Consider the following 19278-nt stretch of genomic DNA (forward strand, 5'->3'; position numbering starts at 1 on the left):
GAGAGGTCGATTTGCGTAGCAAATCGGGTGAGGGGTCCCGGTGTATCGAGAGAGCAAGAGCCCTCACCCGGATTGCTTCGCAATCCGACCTCTCCCCGGAGGGGAGAGGTGAACCGAGACCGCGCAAGACCGATTCAGATCCGGCAGCAACAGATTAGAACATCGTGTTGTTGTTCGCCGGATTTTCCGGAATCGGCTGCACCACGTCCCAATGCTCGACGATCTTGCCGTCCTCGAGCTTGAAGATGTCGACGATCGCGTTGCCGCGGGTGCCGGGCTCGCGCACCGCGTGGACATGCAGGATCACGTAGTCGCCGTCGACGAACGAACGCTTGATCTCGCTGTGCGAGTTCGGGAACTTGTCGCGCAGGAAGCCGATGAACTTGCGGAAGCCTTCGGGGCCGTCGGCGGCGCCGGGATTGTGCTGCACATAGCGGTTGCCGACATAGGCGAGCGCAGCGTCAGCGTCCTTCTGGTTCAGTCCCTTGTCGTAGAACGCCAGCACCGCCTTGCGGTTGGCTTCCTGCTGCGCCTCGCTGGTGGCCGCCATCGCGGACGACGACGCGAGCGCGAGGAGGAGAGCGGCGACGGCTGTCCGTGGCCGGAGAAGGGTCTTCATCTGGTGGCTCCCGAGGCTGATGGCGCGCGCCCGCGCGGCGCATCCTGCTCTCTACCGCCTCCGTGATACGGCCGAAAGAACGCACCCCTGGCTCACATGGTCACCAGGAGATACCGGCTTTATGCAGCCTTCGCCGCGGCGCCATGCGCATGCTTGTCGATGGCGTCGATGATCACTGGCCACATCGGGATCGGCAGCGCATGGCCCATGCCCTCGACCATCAGGAGCTTCGCGCCCGGGATCGAGGCCGCGGTGTCCTTGCCGCCCTCGGGGTGCACCAGCGGATCGATGGTGCCGTGGATCACCAGCGTCGGCGCCTTGACGCTGCGCAGCCGTTCCTTGCGGCTGCCGGAGGCGAGGATGGCGCGCAGCTGGCGGCCGACGCCCTCCGGGTTGAGGCCGCGCTCAAAGGCGCGCCGCGCGCGTTCGGGATCGAGCGCCTCGTCTTCAGGGAACGAGCCGTTGCGCAGCACCTTCCAGGTCTGCCCGTAGCGGACAAAATACTCTTCCTTGCTCTTCGGCGGCGGCGCCATCAGCACCGCGGTCGCCTCGCGGGTCGGTCCCGGTATCTTCGGATTGCCCGTGGTCGACATGATCGAGGTCAGCGAACGCACGCGCTCGGGGAAGGTGATCGCAACCTCCTGCGCGATCATGCCGCCCATCGAGGCGCCGACCAGATGCGCGGTGCGGATGCCAAGCGCGTCCATCAATCCGATCGTGTCCCGCGCCATGTCGGCCAGCCGGTAGGGCGCTGCCACGGGAATCTTCAGGAAGCGCAGCTTGATGAGCTCGAGCGCAGTCAGCCGCTTGCCGCCGCTCATGCGGGAGGACTTGCCGATATCCCTGTTGTCGAACCGGATCACGCGAAAACCGCGCGCGGCGAGCCGGCGACAGAATTCGTCGTCCCAATGGATCATCTGGGCGCCAAGGCCCATGATGAGAAGCAGCGGCTCCGCATTCGCATCGCCAAATATCTCGTAGCAGATGTCTATGCCGTTCGCGCGGGTTATTTGCGGCAACTGGTGGGCGAGCGTGGTCACGGGCGTCCTCTCCTGGATTCGCGGTCAGGAACCTGCATGCTGCCATGGATTGACGCAGCGCAGAAGAGCTTCGACGTCGCTGGACGCGCCGCGCAGTTGACCGATCATTGGCAACAGTGTCGTATGGCGCAAACAAACCGAAGCGCGACAAGCGCTCGAAATTGCTGTGGAGGAGGGCCACATGGCCGACAAGGGCAACGACCCTGCCGTGATCTGGCAGACGATGATTGGCGAGATGGAGAAGGGGTTCAACTCCTTCGGCAACCAGCTGATGAGCTCGCCTGAATTCTCGAAGGTGATGAATCAAGCCGGCGGCGCTGCGGCGGGCGCGCAGAAGCAGCTCGGCGAGATGATGGAGAAATATCTGCTGGCGATGAACCTGCCGAGCCGCGCGCAGCTGGTCGGCATGGCCGAGCGCCTGCAGTCGATGGAGAACCAGCTCAACGAGATCAAGACGCTGCTGCAGCAGGTGCATCACAATTCGCTGGCGCCGGGCGATGGCCACGGCGCGACGCCACGGCCGCCGCGCACCAGGCGCCCGCCATCGCAGGGAGACAGCAAATGAATGCTCCCACCCCGTTTGATTTCGCCTCGATCTCCGAGCGGGTCCAGTCCGAGGTGCAGCGCGCGATCCAGCGCAGCATCAAGGGCGTCGAGTACTTCTCGAGCTCGGGCCCCACGCTCGGCGAGACGCCGAAGGACGTGCTGTATTCACGCGGCACCATGAACCTCTATCACTACCGGCCGATGTCCGACGAAGTCTATCGCGTGCCGGTGCTGATCGTGATGGCGACCACCAACCGCGGCTACATCCTCGACCTGGTGCCGGGGCAGAGCTTCATCGAATTCCTGCTCAAGCGCGGCTTCGACGTCTACATGCTGGACTGGACCGCGCCGAAGCCCGAGGAGAAATCGCTGCGCATGGAGGACTACGTCCTCGACTTCATCCCGGAATCGGTCCGCCGCGTGCAGCAGGATTCCGGCGAAAAGGACGTCTCGGTGATCGGCTATTGCTTCGGCGGCGTATTGTCGCTGCTCTATGGCTCGATCTTCAACGACGGGCCGATGAAGAATTTGATCTGCTTCACCACGCCGATCGATTTCCGCGAGATGAAGCTGTTCTCGAATTTCGCCGATCGCCGCTACTTCGACGTCGACCGCCTGATCGACAGCACCGGCAACATGCCGCCCGAACTGATCCTGCAGTCGTTCGACATGCTGCGGCCGGCCGCGCGCGTCGTCGGCCAGATCCAGCTCTGGGACAACATCTGGAACGACGAGTTCGTCAAATCGTACCGGATGTTCGACCGCTGGGCGACCGACACGCTGCCGCTGGCCGGCGAGTATTTCCGCGCCATCACCAAAGATCTGATGTGGGACAACAAGCTCTACAACGACACCATGACGGTGGGCGGCCGCGAGGCCAAGCTTGCCAACATCAAGGTGCCGATCCTGCATGCGGTCGCCGAGCACGATCACATCGTGCCGTATGACGCGGCAAAGCACCTCATCACCAAGATCGGCTCGGCGGACAAGGAGGAAGTGATGCTGAAAGGCGGTCACGTCTCGCTGGTCGCCGGCGCCAATGCAATCAAGCGGCTGTGGCCGAAACTGGACTCCTGGTTGGGCAAGAGATCGACATGACCGAACAACGTTCCTATCCGCGCCACGTCAAGACCGAGGCGGGCGACATCGAGTTCCGGCTGATGAAGCGGGCCGACGAGGCCGCGGTGCTGGCCTTCGCACAGAAACTGCCGACGCATGATCTGCTGTTCCTGCCGCGCAACATCAGCCAGCCGAAGGTGCTGTCGGCCTGGATCAACGAGATCGAGCGCGGCGACATCACGAGCCTGCTCGCGGTCAAGGACGGCACGGTGGTCGGCTGCGGCACCCTGGTGCGCGATCCGCACTCCTGGTCGCCGCATGTCGGCGAGATCCGGATGGTGGTGTCGCTCGACGTGCGCGGGCAGGGCGTCGGCCGGGCGCTGTCGCAGGAGACCTTCGCTATCGCCCTTGGCGCCGGGCTGGAGAAGTTCTCGGTGCAGATGACCGTCGACCAGCGGGCGGCGATCGCGCTGTTCGAAAGCCTCGGCTTCAAGGCGGAGGCCCTGCTGCGCGACCATGTCCGCGACGTCGAGGGCAAGACCCACGACATCGTCGTGCTCGGGCACAATGTGGCGCAGGTTCGGGCGCAGATGGAGGCCTACGGGCTACCCGGAGCGGTTGGTGGTGACTAAATACCTCTAGTTGCCGGTTCCGCGGGCAATCTGCCGGTTATTCATGCTATTCACGAGTTCGTGATATCGCGCTGCAACATCGATGTTGCGACGCACCATGGATTGTGACATAACACTTTTGCCCCGGGCCAATCCGGACGGGGTGAGCCCATAGCTCAAACCTGAGGATGGAGAGACCCCAATGACCACCGAAACCAATTCCGTGCTGAACAGCGTCAAGGAAGCCTTCGCGCCCGTCACCGAGGCGTTCACCAAGCTGCAGAACCTGGAAGTTCCGGAAGCCGCCCGTGAGTTCGTGAAGAAGCAGGCCGAGGCCGCCAAGACCCGCGCTGCCGATGCGTATGCCGGCTCCGAGAAGGTGACCAACGTGATCGAGACCGCTGTTGCCGGTTCGGTGACCGAAGCCGCCAAGATCAGCCGCAACATCCAGCAGGCGATCTACCAGGACGCCGAGGCGTTCTTCGCCGGCATCGACAAGCTCGCTTCCGCCAAGTCGCTGAGCGAAGCCGCCCAGATCCAGTCGGACCTGGTCCGTGCGCGTGGCGAACTGTTCGTCTCGCGGGCGAAGGCCACGTCAGAGTATCTCGGCAAGCTCGTCACCGACGGTGCGAAGACCGCGCAGGACAACTTCGCCAAGGTCTACGGCAAGACCGCCTGATCGCGCTTGCACTGACCAACTGCCCTTTTCGAAGGCCCGCCATTTCGCGGGCCTTCTTTTTTGCCCCACAGTCGTCATCCTGAGGTGCGAGCCGTCTTCGGCGAGCTCGAAGGATGGCCACGAGCGACGGTGCTTGTGGCCATCCTTCGAGGCGCGCAAAGTGCGCGCACCTCAGGATGACGTCCGTGCGTGCGGCATCTATTTAATTGAAAGCCGTCATGACCCTTCCCGTCGCCCTCACCTCAACGCCCGTCGATGCCGAACGCGCAGCCGAGCTGCGCCGCGTGAAGTGGCTGGCGACCGGGGTGCTGGCGGCAACCCTCATCATCTTCATCGTCTCGAAGGCGCTGCTGCCGGTGCATCCCGTGTTCGGCTTCATCGCGGCATTTGCCGAAGCCGCGACCATCGGCGGGCTCGCCGACTGGTATGCCGTCGTCGCGCTGTTCAAGCGGCCGCTGGGCTTGCCGATCCCGCACACCGCGATCATCCAGAGCAATCAGGAGCGCATCGCCGAGAAGCTCGGCGAGTTCATCGAGAACAATTTTCTGGAATCCGGGCCGGTCGAGGCCAAGCTCCGCGAGATCGATTTCGGTTCGTTCATCGCCGACTGGCTGCGCGACCGCAAGCGGTCCGAGGATCTCGCCCGCTTCGTGCTGCGGATGCTGCCCGAAGCGTTCGCGGCGACCGAGAGCTCGGGGTTGATGCAGTTCATCAGCCGCCGCATCACGACGCAGGTGCTCGCGATCGATCTCGCCCCGCTCGCGGCCGGCGCGCTGCGCGGTTTCGTGCAGGAGGGCAAGCATAGCGGCCTGCTCGACGACATCCTGCGCGTGCTGCACCAGACGCTGACGCAGCAGGAGACCATGACCGTGATCCGCGACAAGGTCCGCGCGGAGATGCCGACGCTGCTTCGGCTCTATCGTGCCGACAAATTCGTGGTGAACCGGATCATCGCCTCGGCCACGAAATTCTTCGAGGAAGTGCGCAACGATCCGAAGCATCCGTTCCGCGGCGAGTTCGACCGCATGCTGCTGTCGTTCGTCGATCGGCTCGGCAGCGACAAGGCATTCGCCGATCGCATCGACGGTCTGAAGCGCGATCTGATGGCGCGGCCGGAGCTTGCCAATCTCGGGCGCACCATCTGGGCCAACGTCAAGGACTTCATCGAGCGCAGCGCCTCGGGCGAGTCGCAGGTGCTGCAGCATCAGTTGGCGAGGATGTTCGTCGAGGCCGGCGATGCTCTCCACGGAGATGCCGAGCTGCGCGGTGAGATCAATCAAGGCCTGGTCGCGATCCTGCGCACCGTCGTCGCCGAGCAGAAGAGCGGTGTCTCGAGCTTCATCGCCGACCAGATGAAGAGCTGGGACATGGAGCAATTGATCTCGTTGATCGAGGTCAATGTCGGCAAGGACCTGCAATACATCCGCTTCAACGGTTCGCTGATCGGTGGGCTTGCCGGGCTCGCGCTTTACACGCTGGAATACGTGCTGCGGCTGCTGTGACCGATTGGGCACGGACGTCACAATAGTTGTGGCAAGTGTGACTTGGGCCGCTTGCACGAAAGTGATCGCTTCCCTAGCTTTTCAAGGTTGATTGTGCGTTGCGGAACGATTCCGCCGGGTTTGCGTCAACTCCGTTGACCTATTCTCGTTGATTCCATTGCCGGCCGCCGGGACGTCAGGGGCCGTCTGAAGAGGAGTTGAAATGTCCGTTGCTGCGCAGACGCTACGCCCGCCGTCCAGGACGCTGATGTTCCTGGAAGGCCGCGCCATTCATGAGCTCGGTGCCTTTCTTGGTGCATTGCCGCTGTTGAGCCTCGCGCCGCGCGGCGACGGGCATCCGGTACTCGTGCTGCCCGGGCTGATTGCCTCCGACATGTCCACGCGTCCGCTGCGCGACTTCCTCAAGAGCAAGGGCTACGCCGTCAGCGGCTGGCGCCAGGGCCGCAACCTCGGGCTGCGCTCCGGCGTGCAGGACGGGATGGTCGATCTGCTGCAGGAGATGAATGAGACCAGCGGCCGCAAGGTCTCGCTGGTCGGCTGGAGCCTCGGCGGCCTCTATGCGCGCCAGCTCGCCAAGATGATGCCGGAGCGCGTACGCCAGGTGATCACACTCGGCAGCCCGTTCGCTGCAGGCCCGAAATCGACCAACGCCTGGCGCGTCTACGAGATGGCCAGCGGCCGCCGCGCCGACGAGGAGGATTCGCGTTTCGGCGGCTCGCTCGCCAGCGCGCCGCCGGTGCCGACCACCGCGATCTTCAGCCGCACCGACGGCGTCTGCGCCTGGCAGGGCTGCCGCGAGCAGAACTCGCCGATGACCGACAGCATCGAGGTCGAGAGCAGCCATTGCGGCATGGGCCATCACCCGGCCGTCGTCTACGCGGTCGCCGATCGGCTCGCGCAGAAGGACGGCGAATGGGCGCCGTTCGATCGCAGCGGCTGGCGCAGCCTCGTCTATCCGAATCCCAATCGCTGAGTCTTGCGAGCTCTCTCTTCACCTCGCCCCGCTTGCGGGGAGAGGTCGATTGCGAAGCAATCCGGGTGAGGGGGAGTCGCCGCTAGGGCAACTTTCACCGTGTATGCGGAGAGTCCCCCTCATCCCGACCTTCTCAGAGCGAGCTTCGCTCGCCTCGGCCCCGCGCGCGGGGAGAAGGGGTAGACCTCCGCATTGTCGTGAATCGACAAAACGCGCTATGCGTTGAGGCATGCCGCAGCCGCTTGCCCGCATCGTCGATCAGCTGAAGCGCGAGCCGTCTCGCACCGGCTCGATCATCATCACTGTGTTCGGCGATTCCATCGTGCCGCGCGGCGGTTCGGTGTGGCTCGGCACGCTGCTCGAATTCTTCAAGTCGCTCGACATCGACGGCAATGTGGTGCGCACCGCGATGTCGCGGCTCGCCGCCGACGGCTGGCTCGAGCGCAGCAAGGTCGGCCGCAACAGTTTCTATCGGTTGAATGCAAAAGGCCGGCAGACCTTCGACACCGCGACCAGGCACATCTACGATCCGCCGCCGTCGGACTGGACCGGCCGCTTCGAGCTGCTGCTGATCGGCAATGCCGAGGACCGCGACGCCGCGCGCGAGGCACTGAAGAATGCCGGCTTCGGCAGCCCGCTGCCCGGCGTGTGGGTTGCACCGTCGGGCGCGCCGATCCCGGATGAAGCGGCGCGCGCGATCCGTCTGGAAGTCTCCGCAGAAGACGACAGCGGGCGCCGGCTGCTCAGCGAAAGCTGGCCGCTCGATCGCACCGCGGATGCCTATCTGAAGTTCATGAAGACCTTCGAGCCGCTGCACGGCTGGATCGTGCGAGGCGAGACGCTGAGCGACGCCGACGCCTTCACCGCGCGCATCCTGCTGATCCATCACTACCGCCGGGTCGTGCTGCGCGATCCGCTGCTGCCGTATCAGCTTTTGCCGAAGGATTGGCCGGGCAGGGCCGCGCGCAAACTCTGCGGCGAAATCTATCGCGGGCTGCTTTCGTCGTCGGAACAATGGCTTGACGACCATGCAACCAACGAGGACGGGCCGCTGCCGAAGCCCAACGGGGCGGTGGCGCGGCGTTTCGAGGGCATCTGAATATATTACAAAAACATATTGCATTTTGAAAATTGTGTTATATATTCCCGCCTAACAACACACCGGGAGGTCGGCCATGTATACGCAGGCGCTCAACTCATCCGACGGCGACGATCGCGGCGTCGAGGATGTTGCCCGTGCCAGTCAGTTCCAGGCCCGCATCGATGCCGATGAGCGCATCGAGCCCAACGACTGGATGCCCGCCGCCTACCGCAAGACACTGACCCGGCAGATTTCCCAGCACGCCCATTCCGAAATCGTCGGCATGCTGCCCGAGGGCAACTGGATCACCCGCGCGCCGTCGCTGCGCCGCAAGGCCGCGCTGCTCGCCAAGGTGCAGGACGAATGCGGCCACGGCCTCTATCTCTACGCCGCCGCCGAGACGCTCGGCACCTCGCGCGAGGAACTGGTCGACGCCATGCTCTCGGGCAAGGCAAAATATTCCTCGATCTTCAATTACCCGACCCTGACCTGGGCCGACATCGGCACCATCGGCTGGCTGGTCGATGGCGCGGCGATCATGAACCAGATCCCGCTGTGCCGCTGCTCCTACGGTCCCTATGCGCGCGCGATGATCCGCGTCTGCAAGGAGGAATCGTTCCACCAGCGTCAGGGTTTCGAGATCATGGTGACGCTGTGCCGCGGCACCGTCGAGCAGAAGGCGATGGCGCAGAACGCGCTCGATCGCTGGTGGTGGCCGGTGCTGATGATGTTCGGCCCGCCCGACCAGGTCAGCCAGCACAGCGACACCTCGACCAAGTGGAAGATCAAGCGCTTCTCCAACGACGAACTGCGGCAGAAATTCATCGACGCCACCGTGCCGCAGGCCGAGTTCCTTGGGCTCACGATTCCAGATCCCGGCATGAAGCAGAACGAGAACGGCAATTGGGTGCACAGCCCGATCGACTGGGACGAGTTCAAGCAGGTGCTGGCCGGCAACGGCCCGTGCAACCGCGAACGCCTCGCCGCGCGCCGCAAGGCGCATGAGGAGGGCGCCTGGGTGCGCGAGGCCGCGATGGCCTATGCCGAGAAGCGCAAGAGCCGCCAGCTCGCGCAAGCCGCAGAATAAGGGAGGCTAGAGATGGCCACGCCGAACGTTCCGCTCTGGGAAGTCTTCATCCGCAGCCGCAACGGCCTCGCGCACAAGCATGTCGGCTCGCTGCATGCGGCCGACTCGACGCTGGCGCTGCAGGCCGCGCGCGACATCTACACCCGCCGCGGCGAGGGACTGTCGATCTGGGTGGTGCCGTCGAACGCGATCACCGCGTCCGATCCCTCCGAGAAGGGCATGATGTTCGAGCCGGCGGAATCCAAGATCTACCGCCACCCGACGTTTTACGACGTTCCCGACGAAGTCGGGCATATGTGATTTTCACCCGTCATGGTGAGGAGGCGCGCAGCGCCGTCTCGAACCATGACGCTCCGATCGTAACCGCGACCATCCTTCGAGACGCCTACTGCTCAGGCTCCTCAGGATGACGTCGAGCAAGTGGATGCAGGTGGAATAGAAAAATGGCAGTTGCCAACATCGAAGTCTCCGAAACGCCGCTGGTGCTCTACGCACTGCGCCGTGCCGACGATGCGCTGATCCTCGGCCATCGGCTGTCCGAATGGTGCGGCCATGCGCCCGCGATGGAAGAGGACATGGCGCTCGCCAATATGGGGCTCGACCTGCTCGGCCAGGCCCGCGAGCTCTATACCTATGCCGCCAAGGTCGAAGGCCGCGGCAACGACGAGGACAAGTTCGCCTATCTGCGCGACGTCCGGCAGTATCGCAATCTGCTGTTGGTCGAGCAGCCGAACGGTGATTTCGCCCGCACCATGGTGCGGCAGTTCTTCTACGCGGCGTTCGCCGATCTGTACTGGCGCGCGATGATGGCTTCCTCCGATCCGACATTTGCTGCGATCGCGGCGAAGTCGGAGAAGGAGTGCGCCTATCATCTGCGGCATTCCTCGGAATGGATCGTCCGGCTCGGCGACGGCACCGAGGAGAGCCATCGCCGCGTGCAGAATGCGATCGACGACCTCTGGGCCTATACCGGCGAGATGTTCGCGGTCGACGACGGCGAACGCGGCCTGATCGACGCCGGCATCGCGATCGATCCGGCAACGCTCAAGTCGCGCTGGCTGAAGACCGTGACCGGCATCGTCAACGAGGCGACGCTGGCGTTGCCAAAGAGCGATTGGATGCAGCAGGGCGGCCGCGTCGGCAGCCATAGCGAGCATCTCGGCCATCTGCTCAGTGAATTGCAGTCCCTGCAGCGCACCTTCCCGGGGGCAACATGGTGACGGTTGCGCTCAGCGATGCCGACCTGCGCCGGCGTGCCTGGAGCGCGGCTGCGCAGGTGGTCGATCCCGAAATCCCTGTTCTGACTATCGCCGACCTCGGCGTGTTACGCGATGTCGCGGTCCATGACGGCCATGTCGAGGTCGCGATCACGCCGACCTATTCCGGCTGCCCCGCCATGAACATGATCGCGCTCGAGATCGAGCTCGCGCTGGAGCGCGAAGGCATTCACCGGCCGAAGGTTCGCACCGTGCTGTCGCCGGCCTGGACCACCGACTGGATGAGCGAGGACGGCCGCCGCAAGTTGAAAGAATACGGCATTGCGCCGCCGCTGCCGGGCTCCTCGCGCCGCGCGCTGTTCGGCGAGCAGCAGGTGGCGTGCCCGCAATGCGGCTCCGTCGACACCGAGCTGTTGTCCGAATTCGGCTCGACCTCCTGCAAGGCGCTGTGGCGTTGCAAGAGCTGCCGTGAACCCTTCGACTACTTCAAGTGTCATTGACCATGCCCGAGGCCGTCAAGAAGCACCCCGTCATTGCGAGCGAAGCGAAGCAATCCATGCTTCCGCGCTTGCGGACCGATGGATTGCTTCGTCGCTTCGCTCCTCGCAATGACGGCGGAGATAGATGATGTCCCTTACCCCGCGCTTTCACCGTCTCTCCGTCAGCGATCTGCGCCGCGAGGCGTCGGACGCCATCTCGATGACCTTTGCGATCCCCGCCGATCTGCAAGGCGACTACCGCTTCACGCCCGGCCAGTATCTGACGCTGCGCACCACGATGGACGGCGAGGAAGTCCGCCGTTCCTATTCGATCTGCTCCGGCCCCGACGACGGCGAGCTGCGCATCGCGGTGAAGAAGGTCGACGGCGGCGCGTTCTCGAACTGGGCCGCCGACGAATTGAAGGCCGGCGACGAGCTCGACGTGATGACGCCGACCGGACGCTTTGGCGTCGCCAACGCGCCTGGCGAGGCGCGGACCTATGTCGGCTTCGCCGCCGGCAGCGGCATCACGCCGATCCTCTCGATCATCAAGGGCGTGCTGGCGCGCGAGCCGGACAGCCGCTTCTTCCTGTTCTACGGCAACCGTTCGACCGAAGGCGTCATGTTCCGCGAGGCGCTGGAGGAGCTGAAGGACCGCTTCATGCAGCGGCTGTCGGTGTTCCACGTCATCTCCGGCGAGGAGCAGGACATCCCGATCCTGCACGGCCGGCTCGACGGCGAGAAGGTGCGGGTGCTGCTGCGCTCGCTGGTGCCGGCCTCAACGGTCGATCATGTCTTCATCTGCGGCCCGGCCGCGATGAGCGAGACCATCGAGGCGACCTGCCGCGAGATCGGCATCGCCGACGAGTGCATCCATGTCGAACGCTTCGTGTCGGAATTCGGCGGCAAGCCGCGTCCGAAGGTCGTCGTTCCCGCCGGCGCGCCGCCGAAGGCGATTGCCGGACTGATCATCGACGGCAAGCGCCGCGAGGTGCCGGTGGCCGACGGCGAGTCGATCCTCGACGCCGCGCTGCGCGCCGGCATGGACCTGCCGTTCGCCTGCAAGGGCGGCATGTGCTCGACCTGCCGCGCCAAGCTCGTGGAAGGCGAGGCGCCGATGGATCTGAACTATTCGCTGGAGCCGTGGGAGCTGAAGGCGGGGTTCATCCTCACCTGCCAGGCCAAGCCGTGCTCGGAGAAGGTCGTGGTCGACTACGACCACGTCTAATTCTACGCGCGCGTTGACACCCAAGGTGTCGCGCCCAACACTGACACCAAGAGGCCCATCGCAATGGGTCCGTGCACAGGGAGTTCGATGTGAACGTGAAGGCCACGCTATCATCAGAGGATGTCGCCCGCGCCTGCGCGGATGCGATGTGGAAGGAAGACGACGCCAGCAAGGGTCTCGGCATGGAGCTTGTCGAGATCAAGCCGGGGCACGCGACGATGGCGATGACCGTGCAGCCGCACATGGTCAACGGCCAGCGCATCTGCCATGGCGGCTACATCTTCACGCTGGCCGATTCCGCCTTCGCCTTTGCCTGCAACAGCCATAACGATCGCGCGGTCGCGGCGCAGGGCAACATCACCTTCATTCGGCCCGGCAAGCTCGGCGATCGCCTCGTCGCGACCGCGCGCGAGATCTCACGCAGCGGCCGCTCGGGAATCTACGACGTGCGCGTCACCGCCGGCGACAGCGTGATCGCCGAGTTTCGCGGACATTCGCGGGTGATACCAGGCACCTGGTTGCCTGACACCGACATCAAGGCGTAAGGCTTCAGAGGAAACGTCGATGGCAACGGCAAAGCTCAGGGTTAGTGACAGCGGCTATCGCGCCGAGCTCGATGCGGCTGAACGCGCCTCGCGCGATGAGATCATGGCGCTGCAGACCAAGCGGCTCGCCTGGTCGCTCAAGCATGCCTATGACAATGTCGCGCACTACAAGAAAAGCTTCGACGCCGCGGGCGTGCACCCGTCAGATTTCAAGCAGCTTTCCGACCTCGCCAAATTTCCCTTCACGGTGAAGACCGATCTGCGCGACAATTATCCCTTCAACATGTTCGCGGTGCCGCGCGAGCAGCTGGTGCGGGTCCATGCCTCCTCGGGCACGACCGGCAAGCCGATCGTGGTCGGCTACACCAGGGCCGATATCGACACTTGGGCCGATGTGATGGCGCGCTCGATCCGCGCCGCTGGCGGCCGCAAGGGCATGCTGATGCACAACGCCTACGGCTATGGCCTGTTCACCGGCGGCCTCGGCGCACATTACGGCGCCGAGCGGCTCGGCTGCACGGTGATCCCGATCTCCGGCGGCATGACCGAACGGCAGGTGCAGCTCATCAACGACTTCCGGCCCGACATCATCACGGTGACGCCGAGCTACATGCTAGCGATCCTTGACGAGTTCAAGCGGCAGGGCCTCGACCCGCGCAAATCGTCGCTGAAGTTCGGCATCTTCGGCGCCGAGCCCTGGACAAACGCGATGCGCGTCGAGATCGAGCAGGCCTTCGATATGGATGCCACAGATATCTACGGCCTGTCCGAAGTGATCGGCCCCGGCGTCGCACAGGAATGCGTGGAAACCAAGGACGGCCTGCACATCTGGGAGGATCACTTCTACCCCGAGGTGATCGATCCCCTGACCGGCAAGGTGCTCGGTGATGGCGAGAAGGGCGAGCTGGTGTTCACCTCGCTGACCAAGGAAGGCTTCCCGATCATCCGCTACCGCACCCGCGACCTGACGCGGCTGCTGCCCGGCACGGCGCGGCCCGGCATGCGGCGGATGGAGAAGGTGACCGGCCGCTCCGACGACATGATCATCCTGCGTGGCGTCAACGTGTTCCCGACCCAGATCGAGGAAGCGCTGCTGGCGACCGATTGGTGCGGCGGCCACTTCGTCATCGAGCTCACGCGTGAGGGCCGTATGGATGAGATGACGGTGCTCGCCGAAGCCCGGCCGGAGAGTTGGGACGGCGCGGGGTTGACCGCGCATGCCGAGAAGGTCTCGGCCTTCATCAAGAACACGATCGGCATCTCCACCCGCGTCCGCGTCGTCGCGCCCGAGACGCTGGAGCGTTCGCTCGGCAAGGCGAAACGCGTTTACGACAAGCGGCCGAAAGAATAGCCTTTCGCCCGCAATCCAAGAGGGCGCAGGGCATGGCCGATACCAACGAAGCAACCGCTGCGGCGATCGTGGCCGACATCCGCGACGGCAAGGTGACGGCAGTCAGCGTCGTCGAGGCGGCGCTCGATCGTGCCGAGCGGCTCAAGCACCTCAACGCCTTCATCGTGCTCAACCGCGACGGCGCGCTGGCCGCGGCGCGCGAGGTCGATGCCGGGAAGCGGACCGGCGCGCTGGCCGGCCTTCCGATCGTGGTGAAAGACAACATCAACACGTCAGACCTTCCGACATCGGGCGGCACGCCGGCCCTGCAGCACGCCCGGCCCGCGCGCAATGCGCCGTCGCTGCAAAAGCTGCTCGACGCCGGCGCCGTCGTCATCGGCAAGACCAATCTGCACGAGCTCGCCTTCGGCATCACCAGCACCAATCTCGCACCCTTCGCGGGACCTGTGCGGAATCCCTATGACACCAGCCGGATTCCCGGCGGGTCGTCGGGCGGAACGTCGGCGGCAATCGCTGCGCGGATCACCACCTGCGGCCTCGGATCGGATACCGGCGGCTCGACCCGCGTGCCGGCGGCGCTGACCGGGACCGTTGGCCTCAGGCCTTCGGTCGGCAATGGCGGTGCCGAGCGGCGCTATCACGACGACAACCAGGTGGTTCCGATCAGCCATACCCGCGACACCGTCGGCCCGATGGGACGCACCGTCGCCGATGTCGCGCTGCTCGATGCCGTGATCACAGGCACGCCGCAGGCCGCAGCCATTCCGCTGCGCGGCGTGCGTCTCGGCGTTCCCGCCTGTTTCTGGAGCGGCCTCGATCGCGATGTCGAGGCCGTTGCCCGCGCGGCCTGCGCCCGGCTCACGGCGGATGGCGCGGTGCTGGTCGACGTCGATATGCCCGACCTGTTCGAGCAGAACGGCAAGGTGTCGTTCGTCGTTGCGCTGCATGAGCCGATCGCCGATATCCCGGCCTGGCTCGCCGCCTCCGGGATCGAGGGGATTACGCTGTCGGACGTCGCGGCCGGTGTCGCCAGTCCCGATGTCGTCGGCGCTTTCGGCGCCATCACCGCGGACGCCTTCGGTGCCGCCTATGACGATGCGATCAAGGTGCAGCGGCCGGCGCTGCAGGCGATCTATGCCGCGTATCTCAGCGACAACGGACTGGACGCCATCCTGTTTCCGACCACGATCGCGCCGGCACCTGTCATCGACGAAAAGACCGGGTCCGGCGAAATGTCGGTCAATGGCGGCGAGCCGGTGCCGACCTTCGGCGCCATGATCCGCAACACCGATCCCGGCAGCAACGCCGGCCTTCCCGGGCTGTCGCTCTATGCCGGCATGACGCCTGATGGCCTGCCGGTAGGGCTTGAGCTCGACGGTCCCGTCGGCAGCGACGCCAGGCTGCTTGGGCTCGGTCTGTCGATCGAGGCGATTCTGGGCGCGGCCCCGCCACCGAAGCTCTGACACCGTCGGCCGAAACAAGCCTCTTGAATTGATCGGTCAGTCGATTAGTCATGACGTGAGGCCGATTGGCCGCCACGATCCGCGCGCTTTGCGGCGCGCTTCACGACCAGGACTGGAATATTCATGCCGCCGGCCCAGCACGCAAACCGTCATCCTGTCGACGCCCGCTGCGTCCGCCTGCTGACGAAGGCGGAGGACGCGGCGGCGGTGGCGCTGGCGATCGAGACGCATGTGCTGTCGCGCGGGGACAACGACGTCTTGATCGAGGTGAAAGCGGCGGCGGTCAATCCGTCCGATGTCAAGGCCGCGACCGGGCTGATGCCCTATGCTGTGTTCCCGCGCACCTCCGGCCGCGATTATGCGGGCGTCGTAATCGATGGGCCTTCAGCCTGATCGGCCGTGAGGTGTTCGGCTCATCCGGCGACCTCGGCATCCGCCGCGACGGCACCCATGCCACCCATCTGGTTGTCGAGGCCGATGCCGTGGTGGAAAAACCCGCCACCATTTCCTGGGACGAAGCCGCCGGGATCGGCGTGCCCTTTGTCACCGCGATGGAAGGCCTGCGCCGCGCCGGCATTCCGAAGGCGGGCGAGACCGTGCTGGTGATGGGCGTCAACGGCAAGGTCGGTCAGGCCGCGGTGCAGATCGCGAGCTGGCACGGCGCACGCGTGATCGGCGTGGTGCGCAAGAGCGAGCCTTATGAGGGCCATAGCAATTCGCCGGTCGAGGTGATCGACGCTTCCGCTGTCGATGTTGCGACACGGGTGCGCGAGCTGACCGGCGGCAAGGGCGCCGACATCGTCTACAACACGGTTGGCGATCCCTATTTCCAGGCCGCGCACAAGTCGCTGGCGTTGCGCGGCCGCCAGATCCTGATCGCGGCGGTCGACCGCATCGTCCAGTTCAACATCCTCGAATTCTACCGCGGCCAGCACACCTATGTCGGCATCGACACGCTCGCGCTGTCGTCGGTTGCGACCGGCGAGGTGTTGCGCGAGCTCACGCCGGGCTTTGCCAGCGGGCATCTGAAGCCGTTTCCGATCACGCCGAGCGCAATCTATCCGCTGGAGCAGGCCAGAGCGGCTTTCGTTGCTGTGGCAGGTTCGTCGCGCGACCGCGTGATTTTGCGGCCATGACCTGCCGTCATTGCGAGCGAAGCGAAGCAATCCATCGTTCCTCGCGTGCAGATGCAATGGAATGGATTGCTTCGTCGCGGAGTTTATCATCGGGCCGGCCGAAGGCCGGACCCGTTGGCTCCTCGCAATGACGAGAACTCTTGAGGAACTAGCATGGACTCCGCCACCATTGTCATCCTCGCTGCCCTGATCATCGGCCTGATCTACGGTTCGGTCGGGTTGCTGAGCGGCTTCTGCATGATGAGCGGCCTGCGCGGCTGGTGGGCGGAGGGCGACGGCCGGCTGGTGCGCACCTATGCGCTGGCGATGGGGGTTGCGATCGCGGCCTCGCAACTGCTGGCGGCGGCCGGCCTCGTCGATCTCGGCAAGTCGATCTATCTGCAGCCGTCATTCTCGGCGCCGGTTATGTTCCTCGGCGGGCTGCTGTTCGGCTACGGCATGGTGCTGTCGAACGGCTGCGGCTCGCGGGCGCTGGTGCTGCTTGGGCGCGGCAACCTACGGTCCTTCGTGGTCGTGATCGTGCTCGGCATTTTCGCCGAGATGACGCTGAAGGGCCTGATCGCCCCGGTCCGGATCGCGATGGTGCAGGCTTCGCAGGCCACGGTATCGGCCAATTCGGTGCCGGCGCTGTTCGCGAACATCGGCCTCGGCGCGGTGCCGGCGCGGATGGTCGCGGCCTCGGTGCTCGCGGCCATCCTGATCATCTTCGCCTTTGCCCATGCCCCGTTCCGCAAGTCGCCGGGCCAGATCGCGGCCGGCCTGATCGTCGGCCTGCTGGTCGCGGGCGGCTGGTACGCGACCGGCTATCTCGGCGCCGACGATTTCAATCCGGTGCCGGTGACGTCGCTCACCTTCATCGCCCCGATCGCCGACGCGCTGCAATATGTCATGCTGTCGACCGGCTCGACGCTCAATTTCGGCATCGTCACCGTGTTCGGCGTGTTCGCCGGCAGCCTGCTCACGGCGATTGCCACCGGACGCTTCGAACTCGAAGGCTACCGCTCGCCGCAGCACATGCTGCGCTCGGCCAGCGGCGCCGCCCTGATGGGCGCGGGCGGCGTGATGGCGTTCGGCTGCTCGGTCGGGCAGGGGCTGACCGGATTGTCGACGCTGTCGCTGTCGTCCTTCATCGCCATCGCCGGCATCATGCTCGGCACCGGCGCCGGCCTGCGCGGCGCGCTCCGTGTCAGGCCGCTCGCGACGGCCTGAAGCTAAAAGAGCAATGATCTCCGCGCAAACGCGTTCGCGTTTGCCGCGAGGGAAACCGCTTCGTTTTTCCGGACCATGCTTTGGAACATGATGGGATTAGGGCGTGTACGTATAAATCTCAATCGGGTACGCGCGTGCGGGATTGCGAGATTCCGGATTGCCGTCAAAAACTGACATTGAAGATGCCCAAGTGAATGTCCGCTAAGGGCCCAACAGCAGAAGTCAAGGTCTCGCGAAATAACGAGAGAATTGCGCTCGCGGGTTCATTCGCTTCGCATAGCCCCAACAATCATTTCCTGTCACCTGCACTCGCTGGAGATGACGGGATGACGAAGCTTGGAGCAGACTTCGTCGAAATCGCAGTTGCTGCAGCATAGTCTGCGCTGGCCGCGGCATCATCCTTCTTTTTCTCGTAAAGCAGACCACGTGCGCGATAAGCTTTTGCGTTCTTCGGATCGAGCGAAATCCACCTCGTGTAATCAGCGATCGCATCATCGAGGTCACCCTTTAGCGCATAAGCCTGGCCGCGAAGCTGGTAGCCGGCCGCTCCGCTAGGAGCGATTGCAATGCTGGCGGTAAAGTCGGCAATCGCAACGTCGAGACCGTTATTGCGCATGTGTGCAATGCCCCGGGTGCGGTACGCATATTCCAGCTTCGGACTTAGCTCGATCGCCTTGCTCGCATCAGCAATCGCCCGCGTATTGTCATTTTTGCTCAAGTAAGAATATGCACGAAGCTCATAGGCGAGCCCGCTATCCGGATTTATAGCGATCCAACGATCGAAGTCTGCAACGGCGCGGTCGTAGTAGCCCTTCCGCTGATAGGCGGTGGCCCGGACACGGTAACCTTCAAAGCCACCTTCCGGCTCGATCCCTATTACCGTATCGAGGTCGGCCAACGCTTCGCTCTGGTGTCCCATCGCGGCGTGGATCTCCTGCCGGATGATATAGGCAACTGGAAATTTTGGATCAAGCGCGATTGCCTTGTCCTCGTCCGCCAACGCACCACGATGATCTCCGATCTTTTCACGCGCAAGACCACGATTGGAATATGCTCGTATGTTCAGGGGATTGATTTCGATAGCCTTCGAGCTGTCGGCAATCGCCCGATCGTAGTCGTCTTTTCTAAAATAGGCCGCGCCCCGTCTCATGTAGGCATCCGCGAAGCTAGGATTGATTTTGATGGCTTCGTTCTCATCATTGATCGCAGCATCGAAATCGCCATTGCGCCAGTGAGCGGCTCCGCGGCTGTAATAGATGACCGCGCGCTCGCCTTGATCCGGCCTGCCGCTATCGAGCAGTTGCGTGCAGTCGGAAATGACGGCGCGTTCCGATGTATCGTCGGCCGCATTGCAGGAGCTATGGTTCTCGCCGCTCTGAGCCAGCGCCGGCGGTGTGCCAAGTGCAAGCACCACGGCCAGGACAATAGCTTTCATATACATCCTCACGGACCC

19 protein-coding genes and 1 pseudogene are annotated in these 19278 nt (G+C 64.3%); 17 read left to right on the forward strand and 3 right to left on the reverse strand.

Annotation, left to right across the window (positions count from 1 at the left end; translation table 11 throughout):
- Nucleotides 1-154 precede the first annotated feature (154 nt).
- The gene (locus AKN84_RS06975) at nt 155-550 is read right to left on the reverse strand and encodes a nuclear transport factor 2 family protein (RefSeq protein WP_430649891.1); all 396 of its coding nucleotides are present in this window, start codon (nt 548-550) and stop codon (nt 155-157) included.
- Nucleotides 551-738: 188 nt separating this feature from the next.
- Nucleotides 739-1659 (reverse strand): alpha/beta fold hydrolase, encoded by a 921-nt coding sequence (locus tag AKN84_RS06980; RefSeq protein ID WP_050420018.1) that lies wholly within the window; start codon nt 1657-1659, stop codon nt 739-741.
- Nucleotides 1660-1840: 181 nt separating this feature from the next.
- Between AKN84_RS06980 and AKN84_RS06985 the strand changes: the two genes are divergently transcribed.
- From AKN84_RS06985 to AKN84_RS07065, 17 genes and pseudogenes are all read left to right on the forward strand, one after another.
- Nucleotides 1841-2224 (forward strand): hypothetical protein, encoded by a 384-nt coding sequence (locus AKN84_RS06985; RefSeq protein WP_050420019.1) that lies wholly within the window; start codon nt 1841-1843, stop codon nt 2222-2224.
- A complete protein-coding gene (locus AKN84_RS06990) occupies nt 2221-3303 on the forward strand; it encodes a PHA/PHB synthase family protein (RefSeq protein WP_050420020.1) in 1083 nt (360 codons plus the stop codon). Before AKN84_RS06985 ends, AKN84_RS06990 begins: the two co-directional genes overlap by 4 nt.
- Nucleotides 3300-3896 carry a GNAT family N-acetyltransferase gene (locus tag AKN84_RS06995; RefSeq protein WP_050420021.1) on the forward strand — a complete coding sequence of 199 codons (597 nt, stop codon included), beginning with the start codon at nt 3300-3302 and terminating at the stop codon, nt 3894-3896. The genes AKN84_RS06990 and AKN84_RS06995 overlap by 4 nt, the downstream gene beginning before the upstream one ends.
- A 181-nt stretch (nt 3897-4077) precedes the next feature.
- The gene (locus AKN84_RS07000; protein WP_050420022.1) at nt 4078-4554 is read left to right on the forward strand and encodes a phasin; all 477 of its coding nucleotides are present in this window, start codon (nt 4078-4080) and stop codon (nt 4552-4554) included.
- A 218-nt stretch (nt 4555-4772) separates the two neighbouring features.
- Nucleotides 4773-6056 (forward strand): DUF445 domain-containing protein, encoded by a 1284-nt coding sequence (locus AKN84_RS07005; RefSeq protein ID WP_050420023.1) that lies wholly within the window; start codon nt 4773-4775, stop codon nt 6054-6056.
- A 202-nt stretch (nt 6057-6258) separates the two neighbouring features.
- Entirely contained in the window at nt 6259-7029 is a 771-nt protein-coding gene (locus AKN84_RS07010) for an esterase/lipase family protein (RefSeq protein WP_050420024.1), read from the forward strand.
- A gap of 229 nt (nt 7030-7258) precedes the next feature.
- Nucleotides 7259-8128 (forward strand): phenylacetic acid degradation operon negative regulatory protein PaaX, encoded by an 870-nt coding sequence (gene paaX, locus AKN84_RS07015; protein WP_050420025.1) that lies wholly within the window; start codon nt 7259-7261, stop codon nt 8126-8128.
- Between the two features lie 76 nt (nt 8129-8204).
- Nucleotides 8205-9197, forward strand: coding sequence for a 1,2-phenylacetyl-CoA epoxidase subunit PaaA (gene paaA, locus AKN84_RS07020; protein WP_050420026.1), 993 nt, complete (start codon nt 8205-8207; stop codon nt 9195-9197).
- Nucleotides 9198-9209: 12 nt separating this feature from the next.
- The gene (gene paaB / locus AKN84_RS07025; RefSeq protein ID WP_024579339.1) at nt 9210-9497 is read left to right on the forward strand and encodes a 1,2-phenylacetyl-CoA epoxidase subunit PaaB; all 288 of its coding nucleotides are present in this window, start codon (nt 9210-9212) and stop codon (nt 9495-9497) included.
- 143 nt (nt 9498-9640) lie between these two features.
- Nucleotides 9641-10417 carry a 1,2-phenylacetyl-CoA epoxidase subunit PaaC gene (paaC, locus tag AKN84_RS07030; protein ID WP_050420027.1) on the forward strand — a complete coding sequence of 259 codons (777 nt, stop codon included), beginning with the start codon at nt 9641-9643 and terminating at the stop codon, nt 10415-10417.
- Nucleotides 10411-10914 carry a 1,2-phenylacetyl-CoA epoxidase subunit PaaD gene (gene paaD, locus AKN84_RS07035; RefSeq protein WP_050420028.1) on the forward strand — a complete coding sequence of 168 codons (504 nt, stop codon included), beginning with the start codon at nt 10411-10413 and terminating at the stop codon, nt 10912-10914. The genes paaC and paaD overlap by 7 nt, the downstream gene beginning before the upstream one ends.
- A 124-nt stretch (nt 10915-11038) precedes the next feature.
- Nucleotides 11039-12121, forward strand: a complete 1083-nt coding sequence (paaE, locus tag AKN84_RS07040; RefSeq protein ID WP_193399634.1) for a 1,2-phenylacetyl-CoA epoxidase subunit PaaE — start codon at nt 11039-11041, stop codon at nt 12119-12121.
- An 89-nt stretch (nt 12122-12210) separates the two neighbouring features.
- Nucleotides 12211-12666, forward strand: a complete 456-nt coding sequence (gene paaI / locus AKN84_RS07045) for a hydroxyphenylacetyl-CoA thioesterase PaaI (protein WP_050420029.1) — start codon at nt 12211-12213, stop codon at nt 12664-12666.
- Nucleotides 12667-12685: 19 nt separating this feature from the next.
- A complete protein-coding gene (gene paaK / locus AKN84_RS07050; protein WP_050420030.1) occupies nt 12686-14017 on the forward strand; it encodes a phenylacetate--CoA ligase PaaK in 1332 nt (443 codons plus the stop codon).
- 32 nt (nt 14018-14049) lie between these two features.
- Nucleotides 14050-15480 (forward strand): indoleacetamide hydrolase, encoded by a 1431-nt coding sequence (gene iaaH / locus AKN84_RS07055; protein ID WP_050420031.1) that lies wholly within the window; start codon nt 14050-14052, stop codon nt 15478-15480.
- A 123-nt stretch (nt 15481-15603) separates the two neighbouring features.
- A pseudogene (locus AKN84_RS07060) lies at nt 15604-16616 on the forward strand (quinone oxidoreductase family protein).
- Nucleotides 16617-16769: 153 nt separating this feature from the next.
- Nucleotides 16770-17825: a YeeE/YedE family protein gene (locus AKN84_RS07065; RefSeq protein ID WP_050420032.1), complete on the forward strand. Its 1056-nt coding sequence runs from the start codon at nt 16770-16772 to the stop codon at nt 17823-17825.
- A 289-nt stretch (nt 17826-18114) separates the two neighbouring features.
- Here AKN84_RS07065 and AKN84_RS07070 read toward each other — a convergent pair whose 3' ends face one another.
- Nucleotides 18115-19260 (reverse strand): tetratricopeptide repeat protein, encoded by a 1146-nt coding sequence (locus tag AKN84_RS07070; protein WP_162240847.1) that lies wholly within the window; start codon nt 19258-19260, stop codon nt 18115-18117.
- Nucleotides 19261-19278 lie beyond the last annotated feature (18 nt).

The organism is Bradyrhizobium tropiciagri (assembly GCF_001189845.1).
GTDB lineage: Bacteria > Pseudomonadota > Alphaproteobacteria > Rhizobiales > Xanthobacteraceae > Bradyrhizobium > Bradyrhizobium tropiciagri.

What these genes read in the sequence shown, in the direction of transcription:
- AKN84_RS07000 (WP_050420022.1), top strand. Translation starts at nt 4,078, where the DNA reads ATGACCACCGAAACCAATTCCGTGCTGAACAGCGTCAAGGAAGCCTTC.
- AKN84_RS07065 (WP_050420032.1), top strand. Translation starts at nt 16,770, where the DNA reads ATGGACTCCGCCACCATTGTCATCCTCGCTGCCCTGATCATCGGCCTG.
- paaX (WP_050420025.1), top strand. Translation starts at nt 7,259, where the DNA reads ATGCCGCAGCCGCTTGCCCGCATCGTCGATCAGCTGAAGCGCGAGCCG.
- paaK (WP_050420030.1), top strand. Translation starts at nt 12,686, where the DNA reads ATGGCAACGGCAAAGCTCAGGGTTAGTGACAGCGGCTATCGCGCCGAG.
- AKN84_RS06990 (WP_050420020.1), top strand. Translation starts at nt 2,221, where the DNA reads ATGAATGCTCCCACCCCGTTTGATTTCGCCTCGATCTCCGAGCGGGTC.
- paaB (WP_024579339.1), top strand. Translation starts at nt 9,210, where the DNA reads ATGGCCACGCCGAACGTTCCGCTCTGGGAAGTCTTCATCCGCAGCCGC.
- AKN84_RS07010 (WP_050420024.1), top strand. Translation starts at nt 6,259, where the DNA reads ATGTCCGTTGCTGCGCAGACGCTACGCCCGCCGTCCAGGACGCTGATG.
- paaC (WP_050420027.1), top strand. Translation starts at nt 9,641, where the DNA reads ATGGCAGTTGCCAACATCGAAGTCTCCGAAACGCCGCTGGTGCTCTAC.
- AKN84_RS06975 (WP_430649891.1), bottom strand. Translation starts at nt 550, where the DNA reads ATGGCGGCCACCAGCGAGGCGCAGCAGGAAGCCAACCGCAAGGCGGTG.
- AKN84_RS07070 (WP_162240847.1), bottom strand. Translation starts at nt 19,260, where the DNA reads ATGAAAGCTATTGTCCTGGCCGTGGTGCTTGCACTTGGCACACCGCCG.
- paaA (WP_050420026.1), top strand. Translation starts at nt 8,205, where the DNA reads ATGTATACGCAGGCGCTCAACTCATCCGACGGCGACGATCGCGGCGTC.
- AKN84_RS06995 (WP_050420021.1), top strand. Translation starts at nt 3,300, where the DNA reads ATGACCGAACAACGTTCCTATCCGCGCCACGTCAAGACCGAGGCGGGC.
- iaaH (WP_050420031.1), top strand. Translation starts at nt 14,050, where the DNA reads ATGGCCGATACCAACGAAGCAACCGCTGCGGCGATCGTGGCCGACATC.
- paaE (WP_193399634.1), top strand. Translation starts at nt 11,039, where the DNA reads ATGATGTCCCTTACCCCGCGCTTTCACCGTCTCTCCGTCAGCGATCTG.
- AKN84_RS06985 (WP_050420019.1), top strand. Translation starts at nt 1,841, where the DNA reads ATGGCCGACAAGGGCAACGACCCTGCCGTGATCTGGCAGACGATGATT.
- AKN84_RS07005 (WP_050420023.1), top strand. Translation starts at nt 4,773, where the DNA reads ATGACCCTTCCCGTCGCCCTCACCTCAACGCCCGTCGATGCCGAACGC.
- paaD (WP_050420028.1), top strand. Translation starts at nt 10,411, where the DNA reads ATGGTGACGGTTGCGCTCAGCGATGCCGACCTGCGCCGGCGTGCCTGG.